We start from the raw sequence: 23603 nt of genomic DNA, 5'->3' as shown, positions 1-23603 counted from the left end.
CTCATTTTTTTTTAGCATCTTGTTACCCAATTAACATTAAATTATACTTAAACTAACTAAATTTTAATATACCCATGAAGAACTATCTTCTTACACTAATGACATTAATTTTACCACTAGCCATTTCAGCTCAAGAAAAAGGATTGGATGAAATCATAAATGATAAATTTATGCCTTTTGCTGAGGGTTGGGAAGGATTTATTTTAACGTCTGTCCCAATTGCAGGTTTAAATGTACCAATAGTGGTTATTCTCTTAGTTGTAGGTGCCACTTTTTTTACGCTTTATTTTAAAGTACCTAGTATTACTAAATTTCCAACTGCAATTAATACTGTTAGAGGACGATATGTGGATATTGAAAAGCATGGTGTTGATAAATTATATGATAATGATGAAGCGTTAGCTGAAGAAGATATCCAAGATACTATTAGGGACGAAAGTGCTCATGGTGAGGTGTCTCACTTTCAGGCATTGGCAACAGCAGTTTCTGGTACTGTAGGATTAGGTAATATAGCAGGTGTTGCAGTAGCAATTGCAACAGGTGGTCCTGGAGCAACATTTTGGATGATTGTATGTGGATTATTAGGGATGTCAACCAAGTTTGTAGAGTGTACACTTGGTGTAAAATATAGAGATGTAGGAAAAGATGGAACTATTTATGGTGGTCCAATGTACTACTTATCAAAAGGATTAAAAGCAACAGGCAAAGCAGGACTAGGAAAAGTACTAGGAATCATTTTTGCGATTTTGTGTGTTGGTGCTTCTTTTGGAGGTGGAAATGCATTTCAATCTAACCAAGCAACAGTTCAAATATCTTCATTGATTGGTGTATCAGGTGGAGCAACGGGTTCTATAATTGGTTTTATACTAGCTGTGTTAGTTGGTATTGTAATTATTGGAGGTATTAAACGTATTGCTAAAATCACTGAAAAAATTGTCCCTTTTATGGCTGGTATCTATGTATTAGCTGCTTTAATTATCATTTTCGCAAACTTTAAATATATTGATGATGCCTTCGGGTTAATCTTGGAAGGAGCATTTACACCAATGGCAGGACTAGGTGGATTTATAGGAGTGCTTATTGTTGGTTTCCAACGTGCAGCATTTTCTAATGAAGCAGGAGCAGGTTCAGCAGCAATTGCGCATTCAGCAGTACGTACTAAATATCCAGCATCTGAAGGTGTTGTTGCACTTTTAGAACCATTTATTGATACTGTAGTTATTTGTACAATGACAGCTTTAGTTATCATTTTCTTTAATATTGATGGTACAAATATGCAAAGCGTGTTTACTTACGGAGCTGTTGAAGGTAGTAACGTAATGATTAATGCTACTGGAGAGCGAATAGGAGGTGTTGATTTAACATCAGAAGCATTCGACTCTGTAATTCCAGGATTCTCTTATGTGTTAACTATTGCTATTGTATTGTTTGCGTTTTCAACAATGATTTCTTGGTCTTATTATGGTTTACAGTCTTGGAAATACCTTTTCGGAAGAGGTAAAGCTGCTGATTTAACTTATAAAATATTATTCTTATTATTTGTAATTATTGGAGCTGCTGCTACTTTAGACGCAGTAATTAAGTTCTCTGATGCAATGATATTAGCTTTGGTATTCCCTAACATGATTGGGTTATTACTGTTATTCCCTAAAGTAAGAGAGGAAATGAAGCGTTACTTAGATGCTATTGCAATTAAAAAAGAAGCCTTAGAAGATGGTCATGAAGACATTACTAAGCACATGTAATATACTATTATGAAAAATATTAAATCCCATTTCATGTTCACTAAGCAACAACGGAATGGGATTTTTTTATTGTTGCTACTCATCGTTGCGTTTCAGTGTGTTTATTTTTTTGTTGATTTTAGTGAAACTGAAATAAAAGTGGATGAAAACGAATTAAGCGATTTTAAAGCTGAAATAGATTCGCTTCGATTAGTTGAAATTGAAAACCGAAAACCAAAACTATATCCTTTCAATCCAAATTTTATTACTGATTACAAAGGCTATACTTTAGGAATGACCAATGAAGAAATTGATAGATTGTTAGCTTACCGAAAACAAGATAAGTGGATTAATTCGGTACAGCAGTTTCAAGAAGTTACTCAGGTTTCAGATTCTTTATTGAATGCAATTTCTCCTTATTTTAAGTTTCCAGATTGGGTTACTAATCCTAAGCCTAAAACTACTTTTCAATATCAAAATAATAATACACCTAAGACCTACAATCAAAAGCAAGATTTAAACAAGGCGACAGCTGCTCAACTTCAAAAAGTGAATGGTATTGGAGAAACACTTTCTAAGCGAATTGTTCAATATAGAAATAAGTTTCAAGGTGGTTTTATAGCAGATGTTCAACTTACAGAAGTGTATGGATTATCACCAGAAGTTATTGAACGTCTTACAAATGAGTTTACTGTTAAAACGCCAAGAGTAGTAAAAAAGATAAATTTAAACACAGCTACAAGAGACGAATTGGTTACCATTCAGCATATTGATTATGAGATTGCACATGCCATAATTGAACAAAGAACTTTGCGAGAAGGATTCAAATCTTTGGACGATTTAGCAAAAGTTAAAGACTTTCCACTAAATAAAATTGAGATAATTAAGTTATATTTGACACTCAATTAATGACATAAAAAAAGCATATATGAATAGCATGTACTTCACCGAAGAACATCAATTGTTTAGACAAAGTTTACAAGATTTTTTAAAGAAAGAGGTTGTTCCACATATTGAAAAATGGGAAAAATCAGGAACCGTAGAACGTTTCATCTGGGAAAAGTTTGGAGAGATGGGATTTTTTGGTTTAGCTTACCCTGAAGAGTATGGAGGCTTAAATCTAGATTTGTTTTATACTGTTATTCTTTTGGAAGAACTTCAAAAAATTAACTCTGGTGGTTTTGCGGCAAACATTTGGGCACATGCGTATTTAGCAATGACTCATGTAAATGCAGAAGGAAGCCATGACATAAAAGAAAAATATTTAGCACCTAGTATTACAGGAGAAAAAATAGGCTGCCTTTGTATTACTGAACCTTTTGGTGGAAGTGATGTTGCAGGTATGCGTACTACAGCAGTTAAAAAAGGGGATACTTATGTAATCAACGGATCAAAAACATTTATTACTAATGGTGTGTATAGCGACTATTTGGTAGTTGCTGCTAAAACAAATCCTGAAGCAGGAAATAAAGGTATTAGTATTTTTATTATGGATAGAGATACTCCAGGTATTTCAGCAACCAAGTTAGATAAATTAGGTTGGAGAGCTAGTGATACTGCTGAGATAGCTTTTGATAATGTTACCATTCCTGCAAGTAACTTAATGGGAGAAGAAAACAAAGGCTTTCCATACATTATGCAGCACTTTTCTTTAGAGCGATTAATTATGGGAATCAATGCACATGCAAGAGCTGAATATGCTTTAGATTATGCTAAACAGTATATGAGTGAGCGTATCGCTTTTGGCAAAACAATTGATAGATTTCAAGCCTTGAGACATAAGTTTTCCGATTTATACACAGATATGACTATTTGCAAAGAATTTAATTACTCAGTAGCTTACAGGTTAAATAAAGGCGAATATGTAGTTAAAGAAGCAACTATGAGTAAGCTTAAATCTACTAAAATGGCCGATGATGTTATATACCACTGCCTACAGTTTTTAGGTGGATATGGTTATATGGAAGAGTATCCAATGGCACGTTTACTTCGCGATAGTAGATTAGGACCGATTGGTGGAGGTACATCAGAAATCCTTAGAGAAATATTGGCAAAAATGATTTTAGATAATAAAGACTATAAGCCAGCAACATAAAATCCCAAACAAATGAACTTAACTCACTTAAAAAAAGGCGTTGTTTTAATTTTTGGAATATTCAGTTTAACTAGTTTTGGTCAAACTGAATTGAAAAATAAAATAGTGGACTTTGCTACTTTAATGCCATTAGAAAGTGCTAGTATTTATGTTCAAAATACAACAATTGGTACTGTGAGTAATGCAGATGGAAAGTTTGTATTGTTAGTGCCACAAGAATATGAAAAGGATACACTTGTAATTTCTTCAATAGGATACAAAACCTTTAAAACACCTGTTAACGAATTTGATAATGATTTTGAAGTATATCTAGAAGAAGATATAGCTTCATTAGATGAAGTCTTATTGGTTGCCGAAACAAGACCCAAAACAGGTAACGATATTGTGTTGAAAGCACTAGAGAAACTAAGTGTTAATTTACCAGATTCTGCGTATCTTCAAAAAGGATTCTTAAGACATAAAGAGCGAAATACTAAGGAATTTAAATGGCTTGTTGAAAGTGCTATAACGGTTTACGATTCCGGATACCAAGCTAGCTCAAAAGACCATCTCAAAATTAATGTTGACGAAGTTAGGAAAAGCTACGACCTTAGAGATGTTGATAGCTTGTTGATTTATACCTCTTATTTAAAGTATCATCACAAGATGAGAAATCTTAAAGCTAAAAACCTAAAGCGAGATACTATTAAAACAGCGTCTTTAGTAAAAGCAATTAAGTGGAATGATACAAGGGTTAACGGACTGCAAAATCTTTTTCAAGGTAAACTCAATTTGTTGAGAAATTCTAACACTTCAAAATCGCTTTTTGGTGAGGATATATTAAGTAAGCATCATTTTGATTTAGATACTATTTTGGTAGATAATGAAAGAAAAATCTACAAAATAAAAATTTCAAAAGGCATAGATTTTATAGGTTTAGATACCGAAGGGATTTTCAACGAAGGTTATGAAGCCGATGGATGGATATACATCTACTATGATAACTATGCAGTAAAAAAGATCGAGTACGATTTAATTGCAGCTTCACCTGCTCAAAAAAGCCGAAGCAAGGCATTATTTGGAACTCAGTTAAATCACAAACTTGTGATTAATTATATGGAGTATCAGGATAAAATGTATCCAAGTTATATTTATTATGAAACACCTAAGTTGGTTAATGTAGGTTCTAATACAGATGAAAAAATTACCGACGAAGAAAAAGAACGTTATAATAAAGAAGAACGCTACTACTATACAGTACAAGAAGTGTTGTTTACTGAAATTATTTTAGACCGAGAAGAAGTACACAAAACTCTTGAAGGTACATGGAATAATGATATATTTATGGTAAAACCATATAACAAATCATTTTGGGATAACTACAACACTTTATTAGAAAGTGAAGAAGATGAAAAGTTAATTCAAGACCTTACCAAACGCTCAAAATTATTTAAGGATTAACAAGGTGTCGTTAAGGCGATTAAAAAAAATATTTTTTTAATTGCCAGTAATAAATTTGTTTTTATATTTGCGCACCGAAATTTTAAAAGAGAGGAGGTTAAGACACTATGTTAATAATACCAGTTAAAGAAGGAGAAAATATAGATAGAGCGCTAAAGCGTTTTAAGCGTAAGTTTGACAAAACAGGAGCTAAACGTCAATTGCAAAATCGTAAGCAATTTACAAAACCTTCAGTAGAGCGTAGAGCACAAATTCAAAAAGCGCAATACATCCAAAGATTAAGAGATCAAGAAAATATCTAATATTTACTTAATGATACAATAAAGTCCTGTAGAAATACAGGACTTTTTTTTATTCATAACAAATATAAACTTTGTACATTTAGCATATATACGTATGCAAATGTCTTTCAAATCATTTACTGAATATCTTACCCACGAGAAAAACTACTCACCACTTACAATAAAGTCATATAAAAATGATTTGAGTACGTTCTTGCAGTTTATTGTTGATGAGTTTGAACAAGACACTATTGATACTGTAAACTATCAACAAATAAGAAGTTGGATAGTACAACTCGTGGAGAGTGGTATATCCAACAGGAGTATTAACCGAAAAATTTCATCGCTCAATTCCTATTATAAATTTCTTATCAAAACCAAAACAATAACTGTAAATCCATTAGCAAAACATAAAGCGCTTAAAACAGATAAGAAAGTCCAAATTCCATTTTCGCAGCAAGAAATTGAAAGTGTTATTAAAGAGTTGCATTTCGAAACAAGTTTTGAAGGGTTAAGAGATAAATTGATTATTGAACTTTTTTACGCGACAGGAATTCGACGTATAGAATTAGTGCAAATAAAAATCACAGATATTGATTTATCTAATAAAACGTTAAAAGTGCTTGGTAAGAGAAATAAAGAAAGATTCATTCCGTTAATTAATTCAGTAATTGATTCAGTAAAGGCGTATTTGCTGGCTAGAAATGATTTAGAAAAAATCATCGATAAAGATTTTCTTTTTTTAACAAAAAAAGGGTTAAAAATTTACGAAAATCTTGTTTACAGAATTATAAATGATTATTTTAGTAAAGCATCTACTAAAGTAAAAAGGAGTCCGCATATACTAAGGCACTCATTTGCTACTCATTTGCTTAATCAAGGTGCGAATTTAAATGCTGTAAAAGAACTTCTTGGTCATTCAAGTCTTGCAGCAACTCAAGTTTATACTCATAATAGTATAGAAGAATTAAAAAAAGTGTATTCAAATGCGCATCCAAGAAGTAAAAAATGAACAAGATAAATTAATGTCTAACCACTAAAAAAAGAAGAGTATGAAAGTAAACACGCAATCCGTTAACTTTAGTGCTGACAAAAAGTTACTAGACTTCATCCAAAAAAGAATGGATAAGTTAGATTTGTTTTATGATAAAGTTATACAAGCAGATGTATATCTTAAAGTAGAAAACACAAGTGAGAAAGAAAATAAAATCTTTGAAGCAAGACTTAGCGTTCCTGGAGATCGCTTTGTTGTAAAAAAACAATGTAAAACTTTTGAAGAAGGTGTAGACACTGCAGTTTCATCTTTAGAAAGGCAGTTAAAAAAGCGCAAAGAAAAATTAAGAGCACATATGTGATAAAAATTTTCAAAAAATGTTTTGAATAAATAAATAAATCTTTACATTTGCAGTCCGTTAGAAATAGCGGGCTTTTTTTATTGCAAAAAAAGTAAAGAAAAGCCGATGTAGCTCAGCTGGCTAGAGCAGCTGATTTGTAATCAGCAGGTCGTGGGTTCGAGTCCCTCCATCGGCTCAAGTTCTTTAAAAAAAAAGTATTGATAAATTTTGGGGAGATACTCAAGCGGCCAACGAGGACAGACTGTAAATCTGTTGTTTTTTAACTTCGCAGGTTCGAATCCTGCTCTCCCCACAATTATTCTAAGACTAGACCTTATAAAAATGCGGGAGTAGCTCAGTTGGTAGAGCGTCAGCCTTCCAAGCTGAATGTCGCCGGTTCGAACCCGGTCTCCCGCTCATTTTTTAGCCGGTGTAGCTCAGGGGTAGAGCGTTTCCTTGGTAAGGAAGAGGTCACGGGTTCAAATCCCGTCATTGGCTCATTTGAAAACGTACAATTAAAATTGAACACTAATATTAAATAAGATTAAATAAATTAAACATGGCAAAGGCAACTTTCGATCGTTCAAAACCACACTTAAACATTGGTACTATTGGACACGTAGATCACGGTAAAACAACTTTAACTGCTGCTATTACTAAAGTATTAGCTGATGCAGGTTTTTCAGAAGCAAGATCATTTGATCAAATTGATAACGCTCCAGAAGAGAAAGAAAGAGGTATCACTATTAATACTTCTCACGTTGAATATCAAACAGCTAATCGTCACTATGCTCACGTTGACTGTCCAGGTCACGCGGATTACGTAAAGAACATGGTAACTGGTGCTGCTCAAATGGATGGAGCTATTTTAGTTGTTGCTGCAACTGATGGTCCTATGCCACAAACTCGTGAGCACATCCTTTTAGGTCGTCAAGTAGGTATTCCAAGAATCGTTGTATTCTTGAACAAAGTTGATATGGTTGACGATGAGGAGTTATTAGAGTTAGTAGATATGGAAGTTAGAGATTTATTAAACTTCTATGAGTATGATGGAGATAATGGTCCTGTAGTTTCAGGTTCTGCATTAGGTGCATTAAACGGAGAACAAAAGTGGGTTGATACAGTAATGGAGCTTATGGAAGCTGTTGATAACTGGATTGAAGAGCCACAACGTGATATGGATAAGCCTTTCTTAATGCCTATCGAAGATGTATTCTCTATTACAGGTCGTGGTACTGTAGCAACTGGTCGTATCGAGACTGGTGTTGCTCAAACTGGAGATCCAGTAGAAATTATTGGTATGGGAGCTGAGAAATTAACTTCTACAATTACTGGTATTGAAATGTTCCGTCAAATTCTTGATAGAGGTGAGGCTGGAGATAACGCTGGTATCTTATTAAGAGGTATTGAGAAAACTCAAATCTCTAGAGGTATGGTAATTACTAAGCCAGGTTCTGTAACTCCACACCAAAAGTTCAAAGCTGAGGTTTATATCCTTAAGAAAGAAGAAGGTGGACGTCACACTCCATTCCACAACAACTACCGTCCACAGTTCTACGTACGTACAACTGACGTAACTGGAAACATTGCGCTTCCTGATGGAGTTGAAATGGTAATGCCTGGAGATAACCTTACTATTACTGTTGAATTAATTCAACCAATTGCAATGAACGTAGGTTTACGTTTTGCAATCCGTGAAGGTGGTAGAACAGTAGGTGCTGGTCAGGTAACTGAAATTTTAGATTAAAATTTTAATATAGAATATTAAATTAAGGTGTCTTGTTTTTAGCAAGACGCCTTGATTTATATTTACGGGTTTAGCTCAGTTGGTAGAGCACTGGTCTCCAAAACCAGGTGTCGGGAGTTCGAGTCTCTCAACCCGTGCAAATAAGAAAAACAGATGGCAGGAATTATTAATTATATAAAAGAATCCTTTGAGGAATTAAAGAATAATGTATCATGGCCAACTTGGTCTGAAGCACAAAACCTAACAGTGTTGGTTGCAGTGTTTTCAATTATTTTCTCACTCGCTATTTGGGGTGTTGACACTGTTTTTAGTAAAGTTATTAAAGCGTATTTTGATTTAATTGGCTAAAACAAATTTGATGTCTGAAACAAAAGGAAATAAAAAGTGGTATGTAGTTAGAGCTGTAAGTGGTCAGGAAAACAAAATTAAAACTTATATAGAGAATGAAATTTCTCGATTAGGTTTAGAAGATTTTGTTGATCAAGTTTTGGTTCCTACTGAAAAAGTGATTCAGATACGTAACGGAAAAAAAACACATAAAGAACGTGTGTATTTTCCAGGTTACATTATGATTCAAGCTAATTTAAGTGGTGAAATACCACATATTATAAAGTCAATAACAAATGTTATTGGGTTTTTAGGCGAAACAAAAGGAGGAGATCCTGTGCCTTTAAGACAGTCTGAAGTAAATAGAATGTTAGGTAAAGTAGACGAGTTGTCTGTAGATGCTGATGCTAATATCGCTATTCCTTTTACTTTAGGAGAAACTGTAAAAGTTATAGATGGACCATTCAATGGATTTGATGGTACTATCGAAAAAATAAATGAAGAAAAGCGTAAACTTGAAGTAATGGTTAAAATTTTCGGAAGAAAAACACCATTAGAGTTAAGTTATATGCAAGTTGAAAAAGTTTAATAATTGTTACCATATATAGTATGTCTTTTTGCTTCCAAATTAAAAGACGTACAAAACTAAATTTATTAAAATGGCAAAAGAATTAAGTAAAGTAGTTAAGCTACAAGTTAGGGGAGGTGCTGCGAATCCGTCGCCACCAGTTGGACCCGCTTTAGGAGCTGCTGGAGTTAATATCATGGAATTTTGTAAGCAATTCAACGCTAGAACTCAGGATAAACCTGGTAAAGTTCTTCCAGTTGTAATTTCTGTTTACAAAGACAAATCTTTTGATTTTGTAATTAAAACTCCACCTGCAGCTGTACAATTATTGGAAGCGGCCAAAGTAAAAAAAGGATCTGGTGAACCTAACCGAAAAAAAGTAGCTAAAGTAACTTGGGATCAAGTTAAAGCGATAGCTGAAGATAAAATGCAAGATTTAAATGCATTTGAAATTTCATCAGCTATGAAAATGGTTGCAGGTACTGCAAGATCAATGGGTATCACAGTTAAAGGCGGTGAAGCACCTAACTAAAAAATTTTTGAAATGGCAAGAATAACAAGAAAGCAAAAAGAAGCAAGAGCTAAAGTTGAGAAGAATAAATTATATTCTCTTGAAGAAGCTTCGGCTTTATTAAAAGAAATAACTTACACAAAATTCGATGCTTCAGTTGATTTAGCTGTAAGATTAGGAGTTGACCCTCGTAAAGCAAACCAAATGGTAAGAGGTGTAGTTTCTCTTCCACATGGTACAGGTAAAGACATGAAAGTGTTGGCACTTGTAACACCAGATAAAGAAGCAGAGGCTAAAGAAGCTGGTGCTGATTATGTTGGTTTAGACGAGTACTTACAAAAAATTAAAGATGGTTGGACAGATGTCGATGTTATCATCACTATGCCAGCTATTATGGGTAAGTTAGGACCATTAGGTAGAGTATTAGGACCAAGAGGTTTAATGCCAAACCCTAAAACTGGAACTGTAACAATGGATGTTGCTAAGGCTGTAGCCGAAGTAAAAGCAGGTAAAATTGATTTTAAAGTAGATAAAACAGGTATTGTACACGCACCAATAGGAAAAGCATCTTTTAGTGCTGATAAATTGGTAGGTAACGCAAACGAGTTATTATCAACTTTAATAAAATTAAAACCAACTGCAGCTAAAGGTACTTACGTAAAAAGTATTTACATGTCTAGCACAATGAGTCCAAGTATATCAATAGATACAAAAATAGGATAGTAGTTAAACTTTAATATTATGACAAGACAAGAAAAATCACAAGTAATTGAAGAGTTAACTGCTCAACTAGCAGATAATACCAATATTTATATTGCTGATATATCTGGATTAAACGCAGGAAACACTTCAGATTTACGTAGAGCTTGCTTTAAAGCTAACGTAAAACTAGCTGTAGTTAAAAATACATTACTAACAAAAGCTATGGATGCTTCAGAAAAAGATTTTGGAGATTTACCATCTGTACTTAAAGGTAACACTTCAGTAATGTATTCTGAAACTGGTAATGCTCCAGCAAAAGTAATTAAAGCATTCCGTAAAAAATCTGATAAGCCTTTGCTTAAAGGAGCTTTTATTGAAGAAGCAATTTACATTGGTGATGAGCAATTAGATACTTTAGTTGATATCAAATCTAGAGAAGAGTTAATTGGTGACATAGTAACATTGTTACAATCACCAGCTAAGAACGTTGTTTCAGCTCTTAAATCAGGAGGTGGTAAACTAGCAGGTATCATTAAAACATTATCCGAAAAAGAAGGATAATAATCAATTAAGTACGCACTTAAACAAATTATATTATTTAAAAAATTATTAAAACGATAGAAAATGGCAGATTTAAAAGATTTCGCAGAACAATTAGTTAATTTAACAGTAAAAGAAGTAAACGAATTAGCTACAATTTTAAAAGACGAATATGGTATCGAACCAGCTGCTGCTGCTGTTGCAGTTGCTGCAGGTGGAGCTGCTGCAGGTGGTGAAGCTGCAGAAGAAAAATCAGAATTCGATGTAATCCTTAAAGCAGCAGGTGCTTCTAAATTAGCAGTTGTAAAATTAGTTAAAGAATTAACTGGTTTAGGATTAAAAGAAGCTAAAGAATTAGTAGATGGTGCACCAAGCGCTATCAAAGAAGGCGTTTCTAAAGACGAAGCTGAAGGTTTAAAAACTTCTTTAGAAGAAGCTGGAGCAGAAGTTGAGCTTAAGTAAGCTTAACCCATAGCCTACAAATTATGGTTTAGGTCTAGAGGTTGCCTCTAAGACCTAAACCCTTTTGTGTATATAAATGTATACGCAAACAAAATTATTTTTTTAATCAAAATCTCGTTCATCGATGTTAGCAAAAAAAGCTGAAAGATTAAATTTCTCTTCTATTGTAAATAGAACTGAATATCCAGATTTTTTAGATATTCAGATTAAATCCTTCCAGGATTTTTTCCAGTTAGAGACGAAATCAGAAGAAAGAGGGAACGAAGGTCTTTACAACACCTTCATGGAAAACTTCCCAATCACAGACACACGTAATCAATTTGTATTAGAGTTTTTGGATTATTTTATTGATCCACCAAGATATACCATTGAGGAATGTATAGAAAGAGGTCTAACATATAGTGTTCCACTTAAAGCAAGGTTAAAATTATACTGTACAGACCCTGAGCATGAAGACTTCGAAACTATTGTTCAGGATGTGTATTTGGGTACAATACCTTACATGACACCTAGTGGTACATTTGTTATCAATGGAGCAGAGCGTGTGGTTGTTTCCCAATTGCATAGATCACCTGGTGTTTTCTTTAGCCAGTCGTTCCATGCAAACGGAACCAAGCTATATTCGGCAAGAGTAATTCCTTTTAAAGGTTCTTGGATAGAATTTGCTACAGATATCAATAGCGTTATGTACGCTTATATTGATAGAAAGAAAAAATTACCTGTTACAACACTTTTCCGTGCTATCGGTTTTGAGCGCGATAAAGATATTCTTGAAATTTTTGATTTAGCTGAAGAAGTTAAAGTATCAAAATCAGGATTAAAGAAAGTAATTGGTCGTAAACTAGCTGCTCGTGTACTTAACACATGGCATGAAGATTTCGTTGATGAGGATACTGGAGAAGTTGTATCTATCGAGCGTAACGAAATTGTTTTGGACCGTGATACAATTATAGATAAAGATAATATAGAAGAAATCCTTGAAGCAGGTGTAAAAACTATTCTTTTACATAAAGAAAGTGCACAACAAGGAGATTATGCTATTATTCACAATACATTACAAAAAGATCCAACAAACTCTGAAAAAGAGGCTGTTGAACATATTTACCGTCAATTACGTAATGCTGAGCCGCCTGATGAGGAAACAGCACGTGGTATTATTGACAAATTATTCTTTTCAGACCAACGTTACTCATTAGGTGAAGTAGGTCGTTACAGAATGAACAAAAAATTAGGTCTTGATATTGGAATGGATAAGCAAGTACTTACCAAAGAGGATATCATTACCATTATAAAATATTTAATTGAGCTTATTAACTCTAAAGCAGAGATTGATGATATCGATCACTTATCTAACCGTCGTGTACGTACAGTAGGAGAGCAATTGTCATCTCAGTTTGGTGTTGGTTTAGCTCGTATGGCTCGTACTATTCGTGAGCGTATGAACGTTCGTGATAACGAAGTGTTTACACCTATCGATTTAATTAACGCGAAGACTTTATCTTCAGTAATTAACTCGTTTTTTGGTACAAACCAGTTATCTCAATTTATGGATCAAACCAATCCATTAGCTGAGATTACTCACAAACGTCGTTTATCAGCTTTAGGACCTGGAGGTCTTTCAAGAGAAAGAGCAGGTTTCGAGGTACGTGACGTTCACTATACACACTACGGAAGATTATGTCCAATTGAAACTCCTGAAGGACCAAACATTGGATTAATTTCTTCACTTTCAGTTTATGCTAAAGTAAACTCAATGGGATTCATTGAAACGCCTTATAGAAAAGCTGAAGAAGGAGTTGTTGATATCAAAAATGCGCCAACATATTTAAGTGCTGAAGAAGAAGAAGATATGTTGATTGCTCAGGCTAATATTCAAGTAGATGATAAAGGAAAAATCCTTGAAGACAAGATTATTGCTCGTCAAGAAGGTGATTTCCCTGTAATAGATCCTGTAAACGTTCATTATACTGATGTTGCTCCTAACCAAATTGCATCTATATCTGCATCGTTAATTCCATTCTTGGAGCATGATGATGCAAACCGTGCATTGATGGGATCAAACATGATGCGTCAAGCAGTACCATTATTACGTCCGCAAGCTCCTATTGTAGGAACAGGACTTGAGCGTCAAGTAGCTTCAGATTCAAGAGTATTAATAAATGCTGAAGGAAATGGAGTTGTAGAGTATGTTGATGCTAATGAAATTGTAATTAAATACGAGCGTACAGAAGAAGAAGCAATGGTAAGTTTTGATAGCGATACTAAAACTTATCCACTTGTAAAATTCAGAAAAACTAACCAAGGTACTTCTATCAACTTAAAGCCAATTGTAACAAAAGGAGATAAAGTTGTAAAAGGACAAGTACTTTGTGAAGGTTATGCAACTGAAAACGGAGAACTTGCTTTAGGAAGAAACATGAAAGTAGCCTTTATGCCTTGGAAAGGGTATAATTTTGAGGATGCGATTGTGATTTCTGAAAAAGTAGTTCGTGATGATATATTTACTTCTATTCATATTGATGAGTACTCATTAGAAGTTAGAGATACCAAGTTAGGTAACGAAGAGCTTACTAATGATATACCTAACGTTTCTGAAGAGGCAACTAAAGACCTTGATGAAAACGGTATGATTAGAATTGGTGCTGAGATTAAACCAGGTGATATCTTAATTGGTAAGATTACACCAAAAGGAGAAAGTGATCCAACACCTGAAGAAAAACTTTTAAGAGCAATTTTTGGAGATAAAGCAGGTGATGTTAAAGATGCATCACTTAAAGCTTCGCCTTCATTACATGGAGTTGTAATCGACAAAAAATTATTCTCAAGAGCAATTAAAGATAAGCGTAAAAGAGCAAAAGATAAAGAAGATATCGAAGCTCTAGAGAACATCTACTACAAGAAGTTTGATGACTTAAAAGATGTATTAGTAGAAAAACTATTTGCTATCGTAAATGGTAAAACTGCTCAAGGTATCTTTAACGATCTTGGAGAGGAAATTATACCTAAAGGTAAAAAGTACACGCTAAAAATGTTAAATGCTGTTGATGATTATACGCACTTAACATCTGGTACTTGGACTACTGATGATCATACCAATGCACTAGTTGCAGACTTAATCCACAACTATAAGATTAAGGAAAATGATCTTCAAGGTTCATTACGTCGTGAGAAGTTTACCATCTCTGTTGGTGACGAGTTACCAGCAGGAATTATCAAATTAGCTAAGGTTTATGTTGCTAAAAAACGTAAACTTAAAGTAGGTGATAAGATGGCAGGACGTCACGGTAACAAAGGTATTGTAGCACGTATCGTTCGTCAAGAAGATATGCCTTTCCTTGAAGATGGAACTCCAGTTGATATTGTATTAAATCCACTTGGTGTACCATCGCGTATGAACATTGGTCAGATTTATGAAACCGTTCTTGGTTGGGCAGGTCAAAAATTAAACCGTACTTACGCAACACCAATTTTTGATGGAGCTACATTAGATCAAATTAATGAGTTTACTGATGAAGCAGGTGTACCAAGATTTGGACATACATACTTATATGATGGTGGTACAGGAGATCGTTTTGATCAACCAGCAACAGTAGGTGTAATATACATGATCAAATTAGGTCACATGATTGACGATAAGATGCACGCTCGTTCTATTGGACCATACTCATTAATTACGCAACAACCACTAGGTGGTAAAGCACAATTTGGTGGTCAGCGTTTTGGAGAAATGGAAGTTTGGGCACTTGAAGCTTATGGAGCATCAAGTACTCTACGTGAAATCTTAACAGTAAAATCTGATGATGTTATAGGTAGAGCTAAAACTTACGAAGCTATCGTAAAAGGAGAGCCAATGCCAGAACCAGGACTACCTGAATCTTTCAACGTATTAATGCACGAATTGAAAGGATTAGGATTAGATATTAGATTAGAAGAATAAATTTTAGGTGAATTCACTTTGGTCTTCTTTTAATGGAGACCAAAGCGATTAACTATAGACTATAAAGTTATTATGGCTAGAAAACAAGATAAGAATACAGTACAGAGATTTAATAAAATCTCAATTGGTTTAGCATCTCCTGAATCTGTTTTAGCAGCTTCACGTGGTGAAGTTTTAAAACCAGAAACTATTAATTATCGAACACATAAACCTGAACGTGATGGTTTATTCTGTGAGCGTATCTTTGGTCCTGTTAAGGATTTTGAGTGTGCTTGTGGTAAATATAAAAGAATACGCTACAAAGGAATTGTTTGTGACCGATGTGGTGTTGAAGTAACTGAAAAGAAAGTACGTAGAGATAGAGTAGGACACATTAACTTAGTGGTTCCTGTAGCTCATATATGGTATTTCCGTTCACTTCCAAACAAAATAGGTTACCTTCTTGGATTACCATCTAAGAGATTAGATATGATTATTTACTACGAACGTTACGTAGTAATTCAACCAGGTAATGCTAAAAATGCCGAAGGTGAACCATTACAAAAAATGGATTTCTTAACGGAAGAAGAATACTTAAATATTCTTGAAACACTTCCACAAGAAAATCAATATTTAGAAGATAACGATCCTAATAAGTTTATTGCTAAAATGGGAGCTGAGTGCTTAATTGACCTTTTAGCAAGAATTGATTTAGACGAATTATCATACGACTTACGTCATAAAGCAAACAACGAAACGTCTAAACAACGTAAAACTGAAGCTTTAAAACGTTTACAAGTTGTAGAAGCGTTTAGAGACTCAAATGCTAATCGTGAGAATAAGCCTGAGTGGATGATTATGAAAGCTATTCCAATCATTCCGCCAGAATTGAGACCTCTAGTGCCTTTAGATGGTGGTCGTTTTGCTACATCTGACTTAAATGATTTGTATCGTCGTGTAATTATCCGTAACAACCGTCTTAAGAGATTGGTTGAAATCAAAGCTCCTGAAGTAATCTTACGTAACGAAAAACGTATGTTACAAGAGTCTGTTGATTCATTATTTGATAACACACGTAAGTCATCAGCAGTAAAAACCGATTCTAACCGTCCATTAAAATCGTTATCCGATTCATTAAAAGGTAAGCAAGGACGTTTCCGTCAAAACTTACTAGGTAAACGTGTTGATTATTCTGCACGTTCGGTAATTGTTGTTGGACCAGAATTAAAATTATTTGAATGTGGATTGCCTAAAAACATGGCAGCTGAACTTTACAAGCCTTTCATTATTAGAAAACTGATTGAAAGAGGTATTGTAAAAACAGTAAAATCTGCAAAGAAAATTATAGATAGAAAAGAGCCTGTAGTTTGGGATATCTTAGAAAATGTTCTTAAAGGACATCCAGTATTACTAAACCGTGCTCCTACATTACACAGACTTGGTATTCAAGCATTCCAGCCTAAACTTATCGAAGGTAAGGCAATCCAGTTACACCCATTAGTGTGTACTGCATTTAATGCCGATTTTGATGGTGACCAAATGGCTGTTCATTTACCATTAGGACCAGAAGCTATATTAGAAGCACAATTATTAATGTTAGCTTCTCACAATATTTTAAACCCAGCTAACGGTTCACCAGTAACAGTACCATCTCAGGATATGGTTCTTGGTCTTTACTACATGACTAAGCTTCGTAAAACTGACGAAACTTTTACTGTAAAAGGTGAAGGATTAACTTTCTATTCTCCAGAAGAAGTAACTATTGCTTACAATGAGAAGAAAGTTGATTTAAATGCTGGAATTAAAGTAAGAACTAAAGATTTCAATGAAAACGGTGAGTTAACTACCCAAATTATTGAAACTACAGTAGGTCGTGTATTATTTAACGAAAAAGTACCTGAAAGAGCAGGTTATATCAACCAGGTTTTAACTAAAAAATCGCTTAGAGATATTATTGGTAACATTTTAAAAGTTACTAGTGTACCTGAAACAGCTGAGTTTTTAGATGAAATCAAAACTTTAGGATATAAGTTTGCATTCCAAGGAGGATTATCGTTTAGTTTAGGTGATATTATTATTCCAGCTGAAAAGCATACTATGATTGACAAAGCCAATGGTTTAGTTGATGGTATTATGGCTAACTATAACATGGGATTAATTACCAATAACGAACGTTACAATCAGGTTATTGATATTTGGACTTCTACAAATGCTGAATTGACAGAGTTGTCCATGAAGCGTATTCGTGAAGACCAACAAGGATTTAACTCGGTATATATGATGCTTGATTCTGGAGCTCGTGGATCTAAAGAACAGATTCGTCAGCTTACAGGAATGCGTGGTTTGATGGCAAAACCGAAAAAATCTAATGCAGGAGGTGGAGAAATTATTGAAAACCCAATTCTTTCTAACTTTAAAGAAGGTCTTTCAATTCTAGAATACTTTATCTCAACGCATGGTGCTCGTAAGGGTCTTGCCGATACAGCACTTAAAACTGCAGATGCTGGATACTTAACACGTCGTTTAGTTGATGTATCTCAAGATGTAATTATCTACAGTGAAGATTGTGGAACATTAAGAGGTATTGAAGTTTCTGCACTTAAGAAAAACGAAGAAATTGTTGAAAAACTAGAAGATAGAATCGTAGGTCGTACTTCATTAAATGATGTTTATGATCCTATTACTGAAGAGTTATTAGTAAGTGCTGGTGAGCATATTAATGATAGCATCGCTAAAGCTATTGGTAACTCTGCAATTGAGTCTATCGAAGTACGTTCAGCATTAACTTGTGAAGCTAAAAAAGGTATCTGTGCTAAGTGTTATGGACGTAACCTAGCTACTGGTAAAATGGTACAACGTGGTGAAGCTGTAGGTGTAGTTGCTGCACAATCTATTGGAGAACCTGGTACACAGCTTACACTTCGTACATTCCACGTAGGTGGTATTGCTGGTAACATTTCAGAAGAAAACAAACTTATTGTTAAGTTTGATGGTATTGCAGAAATTGAAGACCTTAAAACAGTTAAGAGTACTGATAGTGAAGGTAATGAAGTAGATGTAGTGATATCAAGAACTTCTGAACTTAAACTTGTTGATGCTAAAACAGGTATTACTTTAAGTACTAATAATATACCTTACGGTTCGTTCATTTATGTTAAGAGTGGACAAAAAGTAAACAAAGGAGATACAATTTGTCAATGGGATCCATATAACGGAGTTATTATTTCAGAATTTGCTGGTAAAGTAAAATATGAAAACATTGAGCAAGGTATCACTTACCAAGTAGAAATCGATGAACAAACAGGTTTCCAAGAAAAAGTAATTTCTGAATCTAGAAATAAGAAGTTAATACCAACACTTCATATTGAAGATTCTAAAGGAGAAGTTATTCGTTCTTATAACTTACCTGTTGGAGCTCACCTTATGATTGATGATGGAGAAAAAATTAAGGTTGGTAAAATCTTAGTTAAGATACCTCGTAAATCAGCAAAAGCGGGTGATATTACTGGAGGTTTACCTCGTGTAACCGAGTTGTTCGAAGCACGTAACCCTTCTAATCCTGCTGTTGTAAGTGAGATTGATGGTGTTGTATCTTTCGGAAAAATCAAGAGAGGTAACCGAGAAATCATTATTGAGTCTAAAGTTGGTGAAGTAAAGAAATACTTAGTGAAGTTATCTAATCAAATTCTTGTACAAGAAAATGATTATGTAAAAGCAGGTATGCCTTTATCTGATGGATCAATTACTCCAGATGACATCTTAAACATTAAAGGACCATCTGCAGTACAACAATACTTAGTTAACGAAGTACAAGAAGTATATCGTTTACAAGGTGTGAAAATTAACGATAAGCACTTTGAAGTTGTTGTAAGACAAATGATGCGTAAAGTACGTATTATTGATTCTGGTGATACAATTTTCTTAGAAGACCAATTAGTTCACAAATCTGATTTTATAGAAGAAAACGATAAGATATTTGGAATGAAAGTGGTAGAAGATGCAGGAGATTCTGCAACTTTAAAACCAGGACAAATCATTACTTTAAGACAGTTAAGAGACGAAAACTCAATATTAAGAAGAGAAGATAAGCAATTGGTAACTGCTAGAGAAGCACAACCAGCAACTGCAACTCCAATCTTACAAGGTATTACAAGAGCTTCGTTACAAACTAAGTCATTTATATCGGCTGCATCGTTCCAGGAAACTACTAAAGTACTGAATGAAGCTGCTGTAAATGCTAAAGTAGACGATTTAGAAGGTCTAAAAGAAAATGTAATTGTTGGTCATAGAATTCCTGCAGGAACAGGTGTAAGACGATATGATAGTATTATCGTTGGTTCTAAAGAGGAGTTTGATGAGATGATGAAAGCAAAAGAAGAAATGAACTATAATTAAATGATACCAAGACTTTAATTGTTGTAAAACCAATTGAAGTCTTTAGGTTGATTTTATCCCAATATAAATTGGGAACTCTTTAAAAGAGTAAATTATATAAAATTTAAGAATCCCGTGACTATATCTCGGGATTCTTTTTTTAAATTGTAAAACGTAATAATAAGTTTTCCACTTATGTGGAAATAAAAAATAAAATTTCAATGGCAGACGAACAAAATAAAAAGAAACAAGGGCAAATTAATATAGAACTAGACGAGAAAGTAGCTGAAGGCACTTATTCTAATTTGGCAATTATTAACCATTCGGTTTCAGAATTTGTTGTTGACTTTGTAAGTATTATGCCTGGGACTCCAAAGAGTAAAGTAAAATCAAGAATTATATTAACACCACAACATGCTAAACGATTACTTAAAGCATTAGGTGATAATGTACATCGATTTGAAAAAGCCCATGGTGAAATTAAAGATTACGAGCAACCACCAATTCCGTTAAATTTCGGACCAACAGGTCAAGCATAAATAATAAAAAAGCCTTTTGAAAAATTCAAAAGGCTTTTTTATTAAGCAACTTCTTTATTATACGAATAGCTTAAAGCTCCCGAAGGACATTTCTTAACTTGTTTGATAATTTTTTTAGTGGATGCACCATCAAGATCTATCCATGGTATAACAGATTGCCTAAAAACATTAGATAATTCGTTAGCACAACGCTCAGCATGGACACACTTACATGGTTTGAATGTTACAGTAATATCTTTATTACTGAAACTATTAGAAAAAGTTTCCATAAGTAGATCAATTTGGGGTTATCTGTAAATCAATGTAAAAATTCAAAATCAAATTTCAATGAAATTTTCGATAACTGACACATTTTTAACACTAAAAATGCCTTTTCGTATAAAATTTCTTACTGAAAAACAGGGTTTTTAATTAAAATTCTGATGTAAAATGAAATTTAATACTTGGGTATTTTTGCTGTGTCATTTGTAATGAAAATGCCGAATCTGCTAAAAATACAAGTTGACCTTGTTTGTCTTTTGCCAAAAAGCGTTGTTTTACCCTTAAAAATTCTTTGTACTCTTCATTTTTTTCATCTTCAGGGTCAACCCAACATGCTTTATGTACATTAAGGTTTTCATATGTACACTTAGCTCCATATTCGTGTTCTAATCGATATTGAATAACCTCGTACTGTAAAGCTCCAACTGTACCTATAACTTTTCTACCATTTAATTCTAAAGTAAATAATTGGGCAACACCTTCATCCATTAACTGGTCAATACCTTTGTAAAGTTGTTTGGATTTTAAAGGATCAGCATTATTAATATACCTGAAATGCTCAGGAGAGAAACTAGGTATACCTTTGTAGTTTATAGTTTCACCTTCAGTTAAGGTATCACCAATTTTAAAGTTTCCAGTATCGTGTAATCCTACAATATCTCCAGGATAAGAAACATCAACAATTTCTTTCTTTTCAGCAAAAAAGGCATTAGGACTAGAGAACTTAAGCTTTTTACCATGACGTACATGTAAATAAGGTGTATTCCTTTTAAAAGTTCCTGATACAATTTTTATAAACGCTAAACGGTCTCTATGGTTAGGGTCCATATTAGCATGAATTTTAAACACAAAACCAGTAAAATCTTTTTCTTCTGGGTTAACTAAGCGCTCTTCACTTTGTTTTGGTCTAGGTTTAGGAGCAATTTCTATAAAGCAATCTAATAACTCTCTTACACCAAAATTGTTTAAAGCTGAACCAAAAAACACAGGTTGCTGTGTACCGTTTAAGTAGTCTTCTTTTTCAAAAGCAGGATAGATGCCTTCAACTAATTCTATTTCTTCTCTTAGTGTATTTGCCGATTTTTCTCCTATGAGTTTATCTAATTCTGAAGAGCTTAAATCGTTAATTTCTATGGTTTCTTCAATATTCTTTCTACTGTCACCACTAAAAAGATTAATGTTTTTCTCCCAGAGGTTATAAATACCTTTAAAGTCGTAACCCATACCAATTGGGAAACTCATAGGTACAACGCTCAAACCTAGTTTTTGCTCAACTTCATCTAAAAGATCAAACGCATCTTTACCTTCTCTATCCAATTTATTGATAAATACAATCATTGGAATATTACGCATTCGGCAAACTTGAACTAGCTTTTCGGTTTGCTCCTCAACACCTTTAGCCACATCAATAACAACAATTACGCTATCAACAGCTGTTAGTGTTCTAAAAGTATCTTCAGCAAAATCCTTGTGTCCAGGAGTATCAAGAATATTAATTTTTATACCATCATATTCAAATGCCAAAACAGAAGTAGCAACAGAAATTCCACGCTGACGTTCAATTTCCATAAAGTCACTAGTAGCTCCTTTTTTTATTTTGTTACTTTTTACAGCACCTGCTTCTTGTATTGCACCACCAAAAAGTAATAGTTTTTCAGTAAGTGTTGTTTTTCCAGCATCTGGATGCGAAACGATACCAAAGGTTCTACGTTTCTTTATTTCGTTGATAAAACTCATAATCTTGCAAATAGGCTGCAAAGATACTGTTTATATTAAGATTTTAGAATTACGATTTCAGATTTTGTATAGAGAATGTTATTATTAATTTTTTAGTGGTATTTTTGTGATATGATTGAAGAACACGTTATACTTGTTGATGAAAACGATAAGCAAATAGGCTTAATGCCTAAAATGGAAGCGCACGAAAAAGCATTACTGCATAGAGCTTTTTCTGTATTTGTTTTTAACAACAACAACGAACTAATGTTACAGCAACGTGCAGCTGATAAGTACCATTCGCCTTTATTATGGACAAATACTTGCTGTAGTCACCAAAGAGAAGGCGAAGCAAATATAGAAGCTGGTAAGCGACGTTTATTTGAAGAAATGGGGTTTGTTACTGAACTTGAAGAGACAACATCTTTTATTTATAAAGCACCTTTTGATAATGGCTTGACAGAACATGAATATGACCACATCATGATAGGATACTATAATGATACACCAAACATAAATCCTGATGAAGTTGCAGATTGGAAGTGGATGACTCTTGATGCTGTAAAAGAAGACATCAAGCAACAACCAGAAATTTACACAGCTTGGTTTAAAATTATTTTTGATAAATTCTACCAACACATAAACATTGTAAAATGATTGTTACCGTAAGTAGAAAAGCACATTTTAACGCAGCTCATAGATTGTACAGAAAAGATTGGAGCGATGAAAAGAATGCCGATGTTTTTGGAAAATGTAGCAATCCAAATTTTCATGGACATAATTACGAGTTGATAGTAAGTGTAACAGGACCTATCAATAAAGAAACAGGTTATGTTATAGACATTCAAGACTTAAAAGACATTATAAAAGAAGAAGTTGAAGATGCCTTTGACCATAAAAACCTAAATGTAGAAGTTGAAGAGTTTAAAGACTTAAACCCTACAGCCGAAAACATAGCAGTAGTTATTTATAATAAGGTAAAACCTAGACTAAATTCAACACTAGACTTAGAAATTAAACTTTTTGAGACACCTAGAAATTTTGTAACCTATTCTGGATTATAACA

At 33.8% G+C, this 23603-nt stretch carries 21 protein-coding genes and 5 tRNA genes; 24 read left to right on the top strand and 2 right to left on the bottom strand.

Annotated elements, in window-relative coordinates:
• The first annotated feature begins 74 nt into the window (after window positions 1-74).
• The 22 genes from ACQ0RB_RS00575 to ACQ0RB_RS00470 all read left to right on the top strand — a co-directional run bounded on the left by ACQ0RB_RS00575 (window position 75) and on the right by ACQ0RB_RS00470 (window position 20560).
• Complete coding sequence (locus tag ACQ0RB_RS00575; protein ID WP_430495813.1) at window positions 75-1745, top strand: alanine/glycine:cation symporter family protein; 1671 nt, start codon at window positions 75-77, stop codon at window positions 1743-1745.
• A 33-nt stretch (window positions 1746-1778) separates the two neighbouring features.
• On the top strand, window positions 1779-2633 hold the full coding sequence (locus tag ACQ0RB_RS00570; protein ID WP_430495812.1) for a ComEA family DNA-binding protein: 855 nt from the start codon (window positions 1779-1781) through the stop codon (window positions 2631-2633).
• A 19-nt stretch (window positions 2634-2652) separates the two neighbouring features.
• Window positions 2653-3819, top strand: coding sequence for an acyl-CoA dehydrogenase family protein (locus ACQ0RB_RS00565; RefSeq protein ID WP_131505772.1), 1167 nt, complete (start codon window positions 2653-2655; stop codon window positions 3817-3819).
• Window positions 3820-3831: 12 nt separating this feature from the next.
• Window positions 3832-5259, top strand: a complete 1428-nt coding sequence (locus ACQ0RB_RS00560) for a carboxypeptidase-like regulatory domain-containing protein (RefSeq protein ID WP_430495811.1) — start codon at window positions 3832-3834, stop codon at window positions 5257-5259.
• A gap of 107 nt (window positions 5260-5366) precedes the next feature.
• Complete coding sequence (rpsU, locus tag ACQ0RB_RS00555) at window positions 5367-5561, top strand: 30S ribosomal protein S21 (protein WP_129759061.1); 195 nt, start codon at window positions 5367-5369, stop codon at window positions 5559-5561.
• Between the two features lie 100 nt (window positions 5562-5661).
• A complete protein-coding gene (locus ACQ0RB_RS00550) occupies window positions 5662-6552 on the top strand; it encodes a tyrosine-type recombinase/integrase (protein WP_430495810.1) in 891 nt (296 codons plus the stop codon).
• A gap of 40 nt (window positions 6553-6592) precedes the next feature.
• Entirely contained in the window at window positions 6593-6895 is a 303-nt protein-coding gene (gene hpf, locus ACQ0RB_RS00545) for a ribosome hibernation-promoting factor, HPF/YfiA family (RefSeq protein ID WP_430495809.1), read from the top strand.
• Between the two features lie 101 nt (window positions 6896-6996).
• A tRNA-Thr gene (locus tag ACQ0RB_RS00540) sits at window positions 6997-7070 on the top strand.
• A gap of 34 nt (window positions 7071-7104) precedes the next feature.
• Window positions 7105-7187, top strand: a tRNA-Tyr gene (locus ACQ0RB_RS00535).
• 31 nt (window positions 7188-7218) lie between these two features.
• Window positions 7219-7291, top strand: a tRNA-Gly gene (locus ACQ0RB_RS00530).
• Between the two features lie 9 nt (window positions 7292-7300).
• A tRNA-Thr gene (locus tag ACQ0RB_RS00525) sits at window positions 7301-7372 on the top strand.
• 61 nt (window positions 7373-7433) lie between these two features.
• Window positions 7434-8621, top strand: a complete 1188-nt coding sequence (gene tuf, locus ACQ0RB_RS00520; protein ID WP_129759058.1) for an elongation factor Tu — start codon at window positions 7434-7436, stop codon at window positions 8619-8621.
• A gap of 64 nt (window positions 8622-8685) precedes the next feature.
• Window positions 8686-8758, top strand: a tRNA-Trp gene (locus tag ACQ0RB_RS00515).
• 16 nt (window positions 8759-8774) lie between these two features.
• The gene (gene secE / locus ACQ0RB_RS00510; protein WP_129759057.1) at window positions 8775-8969 is read left to right on the top strand and encodes a preprotein translocase subunit SecE; all 195 of its coding nucleotides are present in this window, start codon (window positions 8775-8777) and stop codon (window positions 8967-8969) included.
• Window positions 8970-8979: 10 nt separating this feature from the next.
• Window positions 8980-9537, top strand: a complete 558-nt coding sequence (gene nusG, locus ACQ0RB_RS00505) for a transcription termination/antitermination protein NusG (RefSeq protein WP_129759056.1) — start codon at window positions 8980-8982, stop codon at window positions 9535-9537.
• Between the two features lie 70 nt (window positions 9538-9607).
• Window positions 9608-10048, top strand: coding sequence for a 50S ribosomal protein L11 (rplK, locus tag ACQ0RB_RS00500; RefSeq protein WP_129759055.1), 441 nt, complete (start codon window positions 9608-9610; stop codon window positions 10046-10048).
• Window positions 10049-10060: 12 nt separating this feature from the next.
• A complete protein-coding gene (rplA, locus tag ACQ0RB_RS00495) occupies window positions 10061-10750 on the top strand; it encodes a 50S ribosomal protein L1 (RefSeq protein ID WP_129759054.1) in 690 nt (229 codons plus the stop codon).
• Window positions 10751-10768: 18 nt separating this feature from the next.
• Window positions 10769-11290, top strand: coding sequence for a 50S ribosomal protein L10 (rplJ, locus tag ACQ0RB_RS00490; protein WP_129759053.1), 522 nt, complete (start codon window positions 10769-10771; stop codon window positions 11288-11290).
• A gap of 63 nt (window positions 11291-11353) precedes the next feature.
• Window positions 11354-11731, top strand: a complete 378-nt coding sequence (gene rplL / locus ACQ0RB_RS00485) for a 50S ribosomal protein L7/L12 (protein ID WP_129759052.1) — start codon at window positions 11354-11356, stop codon at window positions 11729-11731.
• Window positions 11732-11855: 124 nt separating this feature from the next.
• Complete coding sequence (gene rpoB, locus ACQ0RB_RS00480) at window positions 11856-15668, top strand: DNA-directed RNA polymerase subunit beta (protein WP_129759051.1); 3813 nt, start codon at window positions 11856-11858, stop codon at window positions 15666-15668.
• A gap of 72 nt (window positions 15669-15740) precedes the next feature.
• A complete protein-coding gene (rpoC, locus tag ACQ0RB_RS00475; protein WP_430495808.1) occupies window positions 15741-20042 on the top strand; it encodes a DNA-directed RNA polymerase subunit beta' in 4302 nt (1433 codons plus the stop codon).
• A 200-nt stretch (window positions 20043-20242) separates the two neighbouring features.
• On the top strand, window positions 20243-20560 hold the full coding sequence (locus tag ACQ0RB_RS00470) for a DUF3467 domain-containing protein (RefSeq protein ID WP_131505768.1): 318 nt from the start codon (window positions 20243-20245) through the stop codon (window positions 20558-20560).
• A 41-nt stretch (window positions 20561-20601) separates the two neighbouring features.
• Here ACQ0RB_RS00470 and ACQ0RB_RS00465 read toward each other — a convergent pair whose 3' ends face one another.
• The gene (locus ACQ0RB_RS00465; protein WP_129759048.1) at window positions 20602-20829 is read right to left on the bottom strand and encodes a (4Fe-4S)-binding protein; all 228 of its coding nucleotides are present in this window, start codon (window positions 20827-20829) and stop codon (window positions 20602-20604) included.
• Window positions 20830-20971: 142 nt separating this feature from the next.
• A complete protein-coding gene (locus ACQ0RB_RS00460) occupies window positions 20972-22558 on the bottom strand; it encodes a peptide chain release factor 3 (protein ID WP_262731967.1) in 1587 nt (528 codons plus the stop codon).
• A gap of 111 nt (window positions 22559-22669) precedes the next feature.
• Between ACQ0RB_RS00460 and idi the strand changes: the two genes are divergently transcribed.
• Complete coding sequence (idi, locus tag ACQ0RB_RS00455; RefSeq protein WP_134198794.1) at window positions 22670-23194, top strand: isopentenyl-diphosphate Delta-isomerase; 525 nt, start codon at window positions 22670-22672, stop codon at window positions 23192-23194.
• The gene (locus ACQ0RB_RS00450) at window positions 23191-23601 is read left to right on the top strand and encodes a 6-pyruvoyl trahydropterin synthase family protein (RefSeq protein ID WP_131505764.1); all 411 of its coding nucleotides are present in this window, start codon (window positions 23191-23193) and stop codon (window positions 23599-23601) included. Before idi ends, ACQ0RB_RS00450 begins: the two co-directional genes overlap by 4 nt.
• The last annotated feature ends 2 nt before the right edge of the window (window positions 23602-23603 follow it).

It is taken from the genome of Gaetbulibacter sp. PBL-D1 (genome assembly GCF_050509525.1).
Taxonomy (GTDB): domain Bacteria; phylum Bacteroidota; class Bacteroidia; order Flavobacteriales; family Flavobacteriaceae; genus Gaetbulibacter_B; species Gaetbulibacter_B jejuensis.
Note: the sequence above shows the minus strand (reverse complement) of the source record. Positions and strands in the feature narration are given on the sequence as shown.

Bases quoted from the DNA above. Each gene is read 5' to 3' on its own strand.
- ACQ0RB_RS00575 (WP_430495813.1), top strand. From the start codon at position 75: ATGAAGAACTATCTTCTTACACTAATGACATTAATTTTACCACTAGCC.
- ACQ0RB_RS00570 (WP_430495812.1), top strand. From the start codon at position 1,779: ATGTTCACTAAGCAACAACGGAATGGGATTTTTTTATTGTTGCTACTC.
- ACQ0RB_RS00565 (WP_131505772.1), top strand. From the start codon at position 2,653: ATGAATAGCATGTACTTCACCGAAGAACATCAATTGTTTAGACAAAGT.
- ACQ0RB_RS00560 (WP_430495811.1), top strand. From the start codon at position 3,832: ATGAACTTAACTCACTTAAAAAAAGGCGTTGTTTTAATTTTTGGAATA.
- rpsU (WP_129759061.1), top strand. From the start codon at position 5,367: ATGTTAATAATACCAGTTAAAGAAGGAGAAAATATAGATAGAGCGCTA.
- ACQ0RB_RS00550 (WP_430495810.1), top strand. From the start codon at position 5,662: ATGTCTTTCAAATCATTTACTGAATATCTTACCCACGAGAAAAACTAC.
- hpf (WP_430495809.1), top strand. From the start codon at position 6,593: ATGAAAGTAAACACGCAATCCGTTAACTTTAGTGCTGACAAAAAGTTA.
- tuf (WP_129759058.1), top strand. From the start codon at position 7,434: ATGGCAAAGGCAACTTTCGATCGTTCAAAACCACACTTAAACATTGGT.
- secE (WP_129759057.1), top strand. From the start codon at position 8,775: ATGGCAGGAATTATTAATTATATAAAAGAATCCTTTGAGGAATTAAAG.
- nusG (WP_129759056.1), top strand. From the start codon at position 8,980: ATGTCTGAAACAAAAGGAAATAAAAAGTGGTATGTAGTTAGAGCTGTA.
- rplK (WP_129759055.1), top strand. From the start codon at position 9,608: ATGGCAAAAGAATTAAGTAAAGTAGTTAAGCTACAAGTTAGGGGAGGT.
- rplA (WP_129759054.1), top strand. From the start codon at position 10,061: ATGGCAAGAATAACAAGAAAGCAAAAAGAAGCAAGAGCTAAAGTTGAG.
- rplJ (WP_129759053.1), top strand. From the start codon at position 10,769: ATGACAAGACAAGAAAAATCACAAGTAATTGAAGAGTTAACTGCTCAA.
- rplL (WP_129759052.1), top strand. From the start codon at position 11,354: ATGGCAGATTTAAAAGATTTCGCAGAACAATTAGTTAATTTAACAGTA.
- rpoB (WP_129759051.1), top strand. From the start codon at position 11,856: ATGTTAGCAAAAAAAGCTGAAAGATTAAATTTCTCTTCTATTGTAAAT.
- rpoC (WP_430495808.1), top strand. From the start codon at position 15,741: ATGGCTAGAAAACAAGATAAGAATACAGTACAGAGATTTAATAAAATC.
- ACQ0RB_RS00470 (WP_131505768.1), top strand. From the start codon at position 20,243: ATGGCAGACGAACAAAATAAAAAGAAACAAGGGCAAATTAATATAGAA.
- ACQ0RB_RS00465 (WP_129759048.1), bottom strand. From the start codon at position 20,829: ATGGAAACTTTTTCTAATAGTTTCAGTAATAAAGATATTACTGTAACA.
- ACQ0RB_RS00460 (WP_262731967.1), bottom strand. From the start codon at position 22,558: ATGAGTTTTATCAACGAAATAAAGAAACGTAGAACCTTTGGTATCGTT.
- idi (WP_134198794.1), top strand. From the start codon at position 22,670: ATGATTGAAGAACACGTTATACTTGTTGATGAAAACGATAAGCAAATA.
- ACQ0RB_RS00450 (WP_131505764.1), top strand. From the start codon at position 23,191: ATGATTGTTACCGTAAGTAGAAAAGCACATTTTAACGCAGCTCATAGA.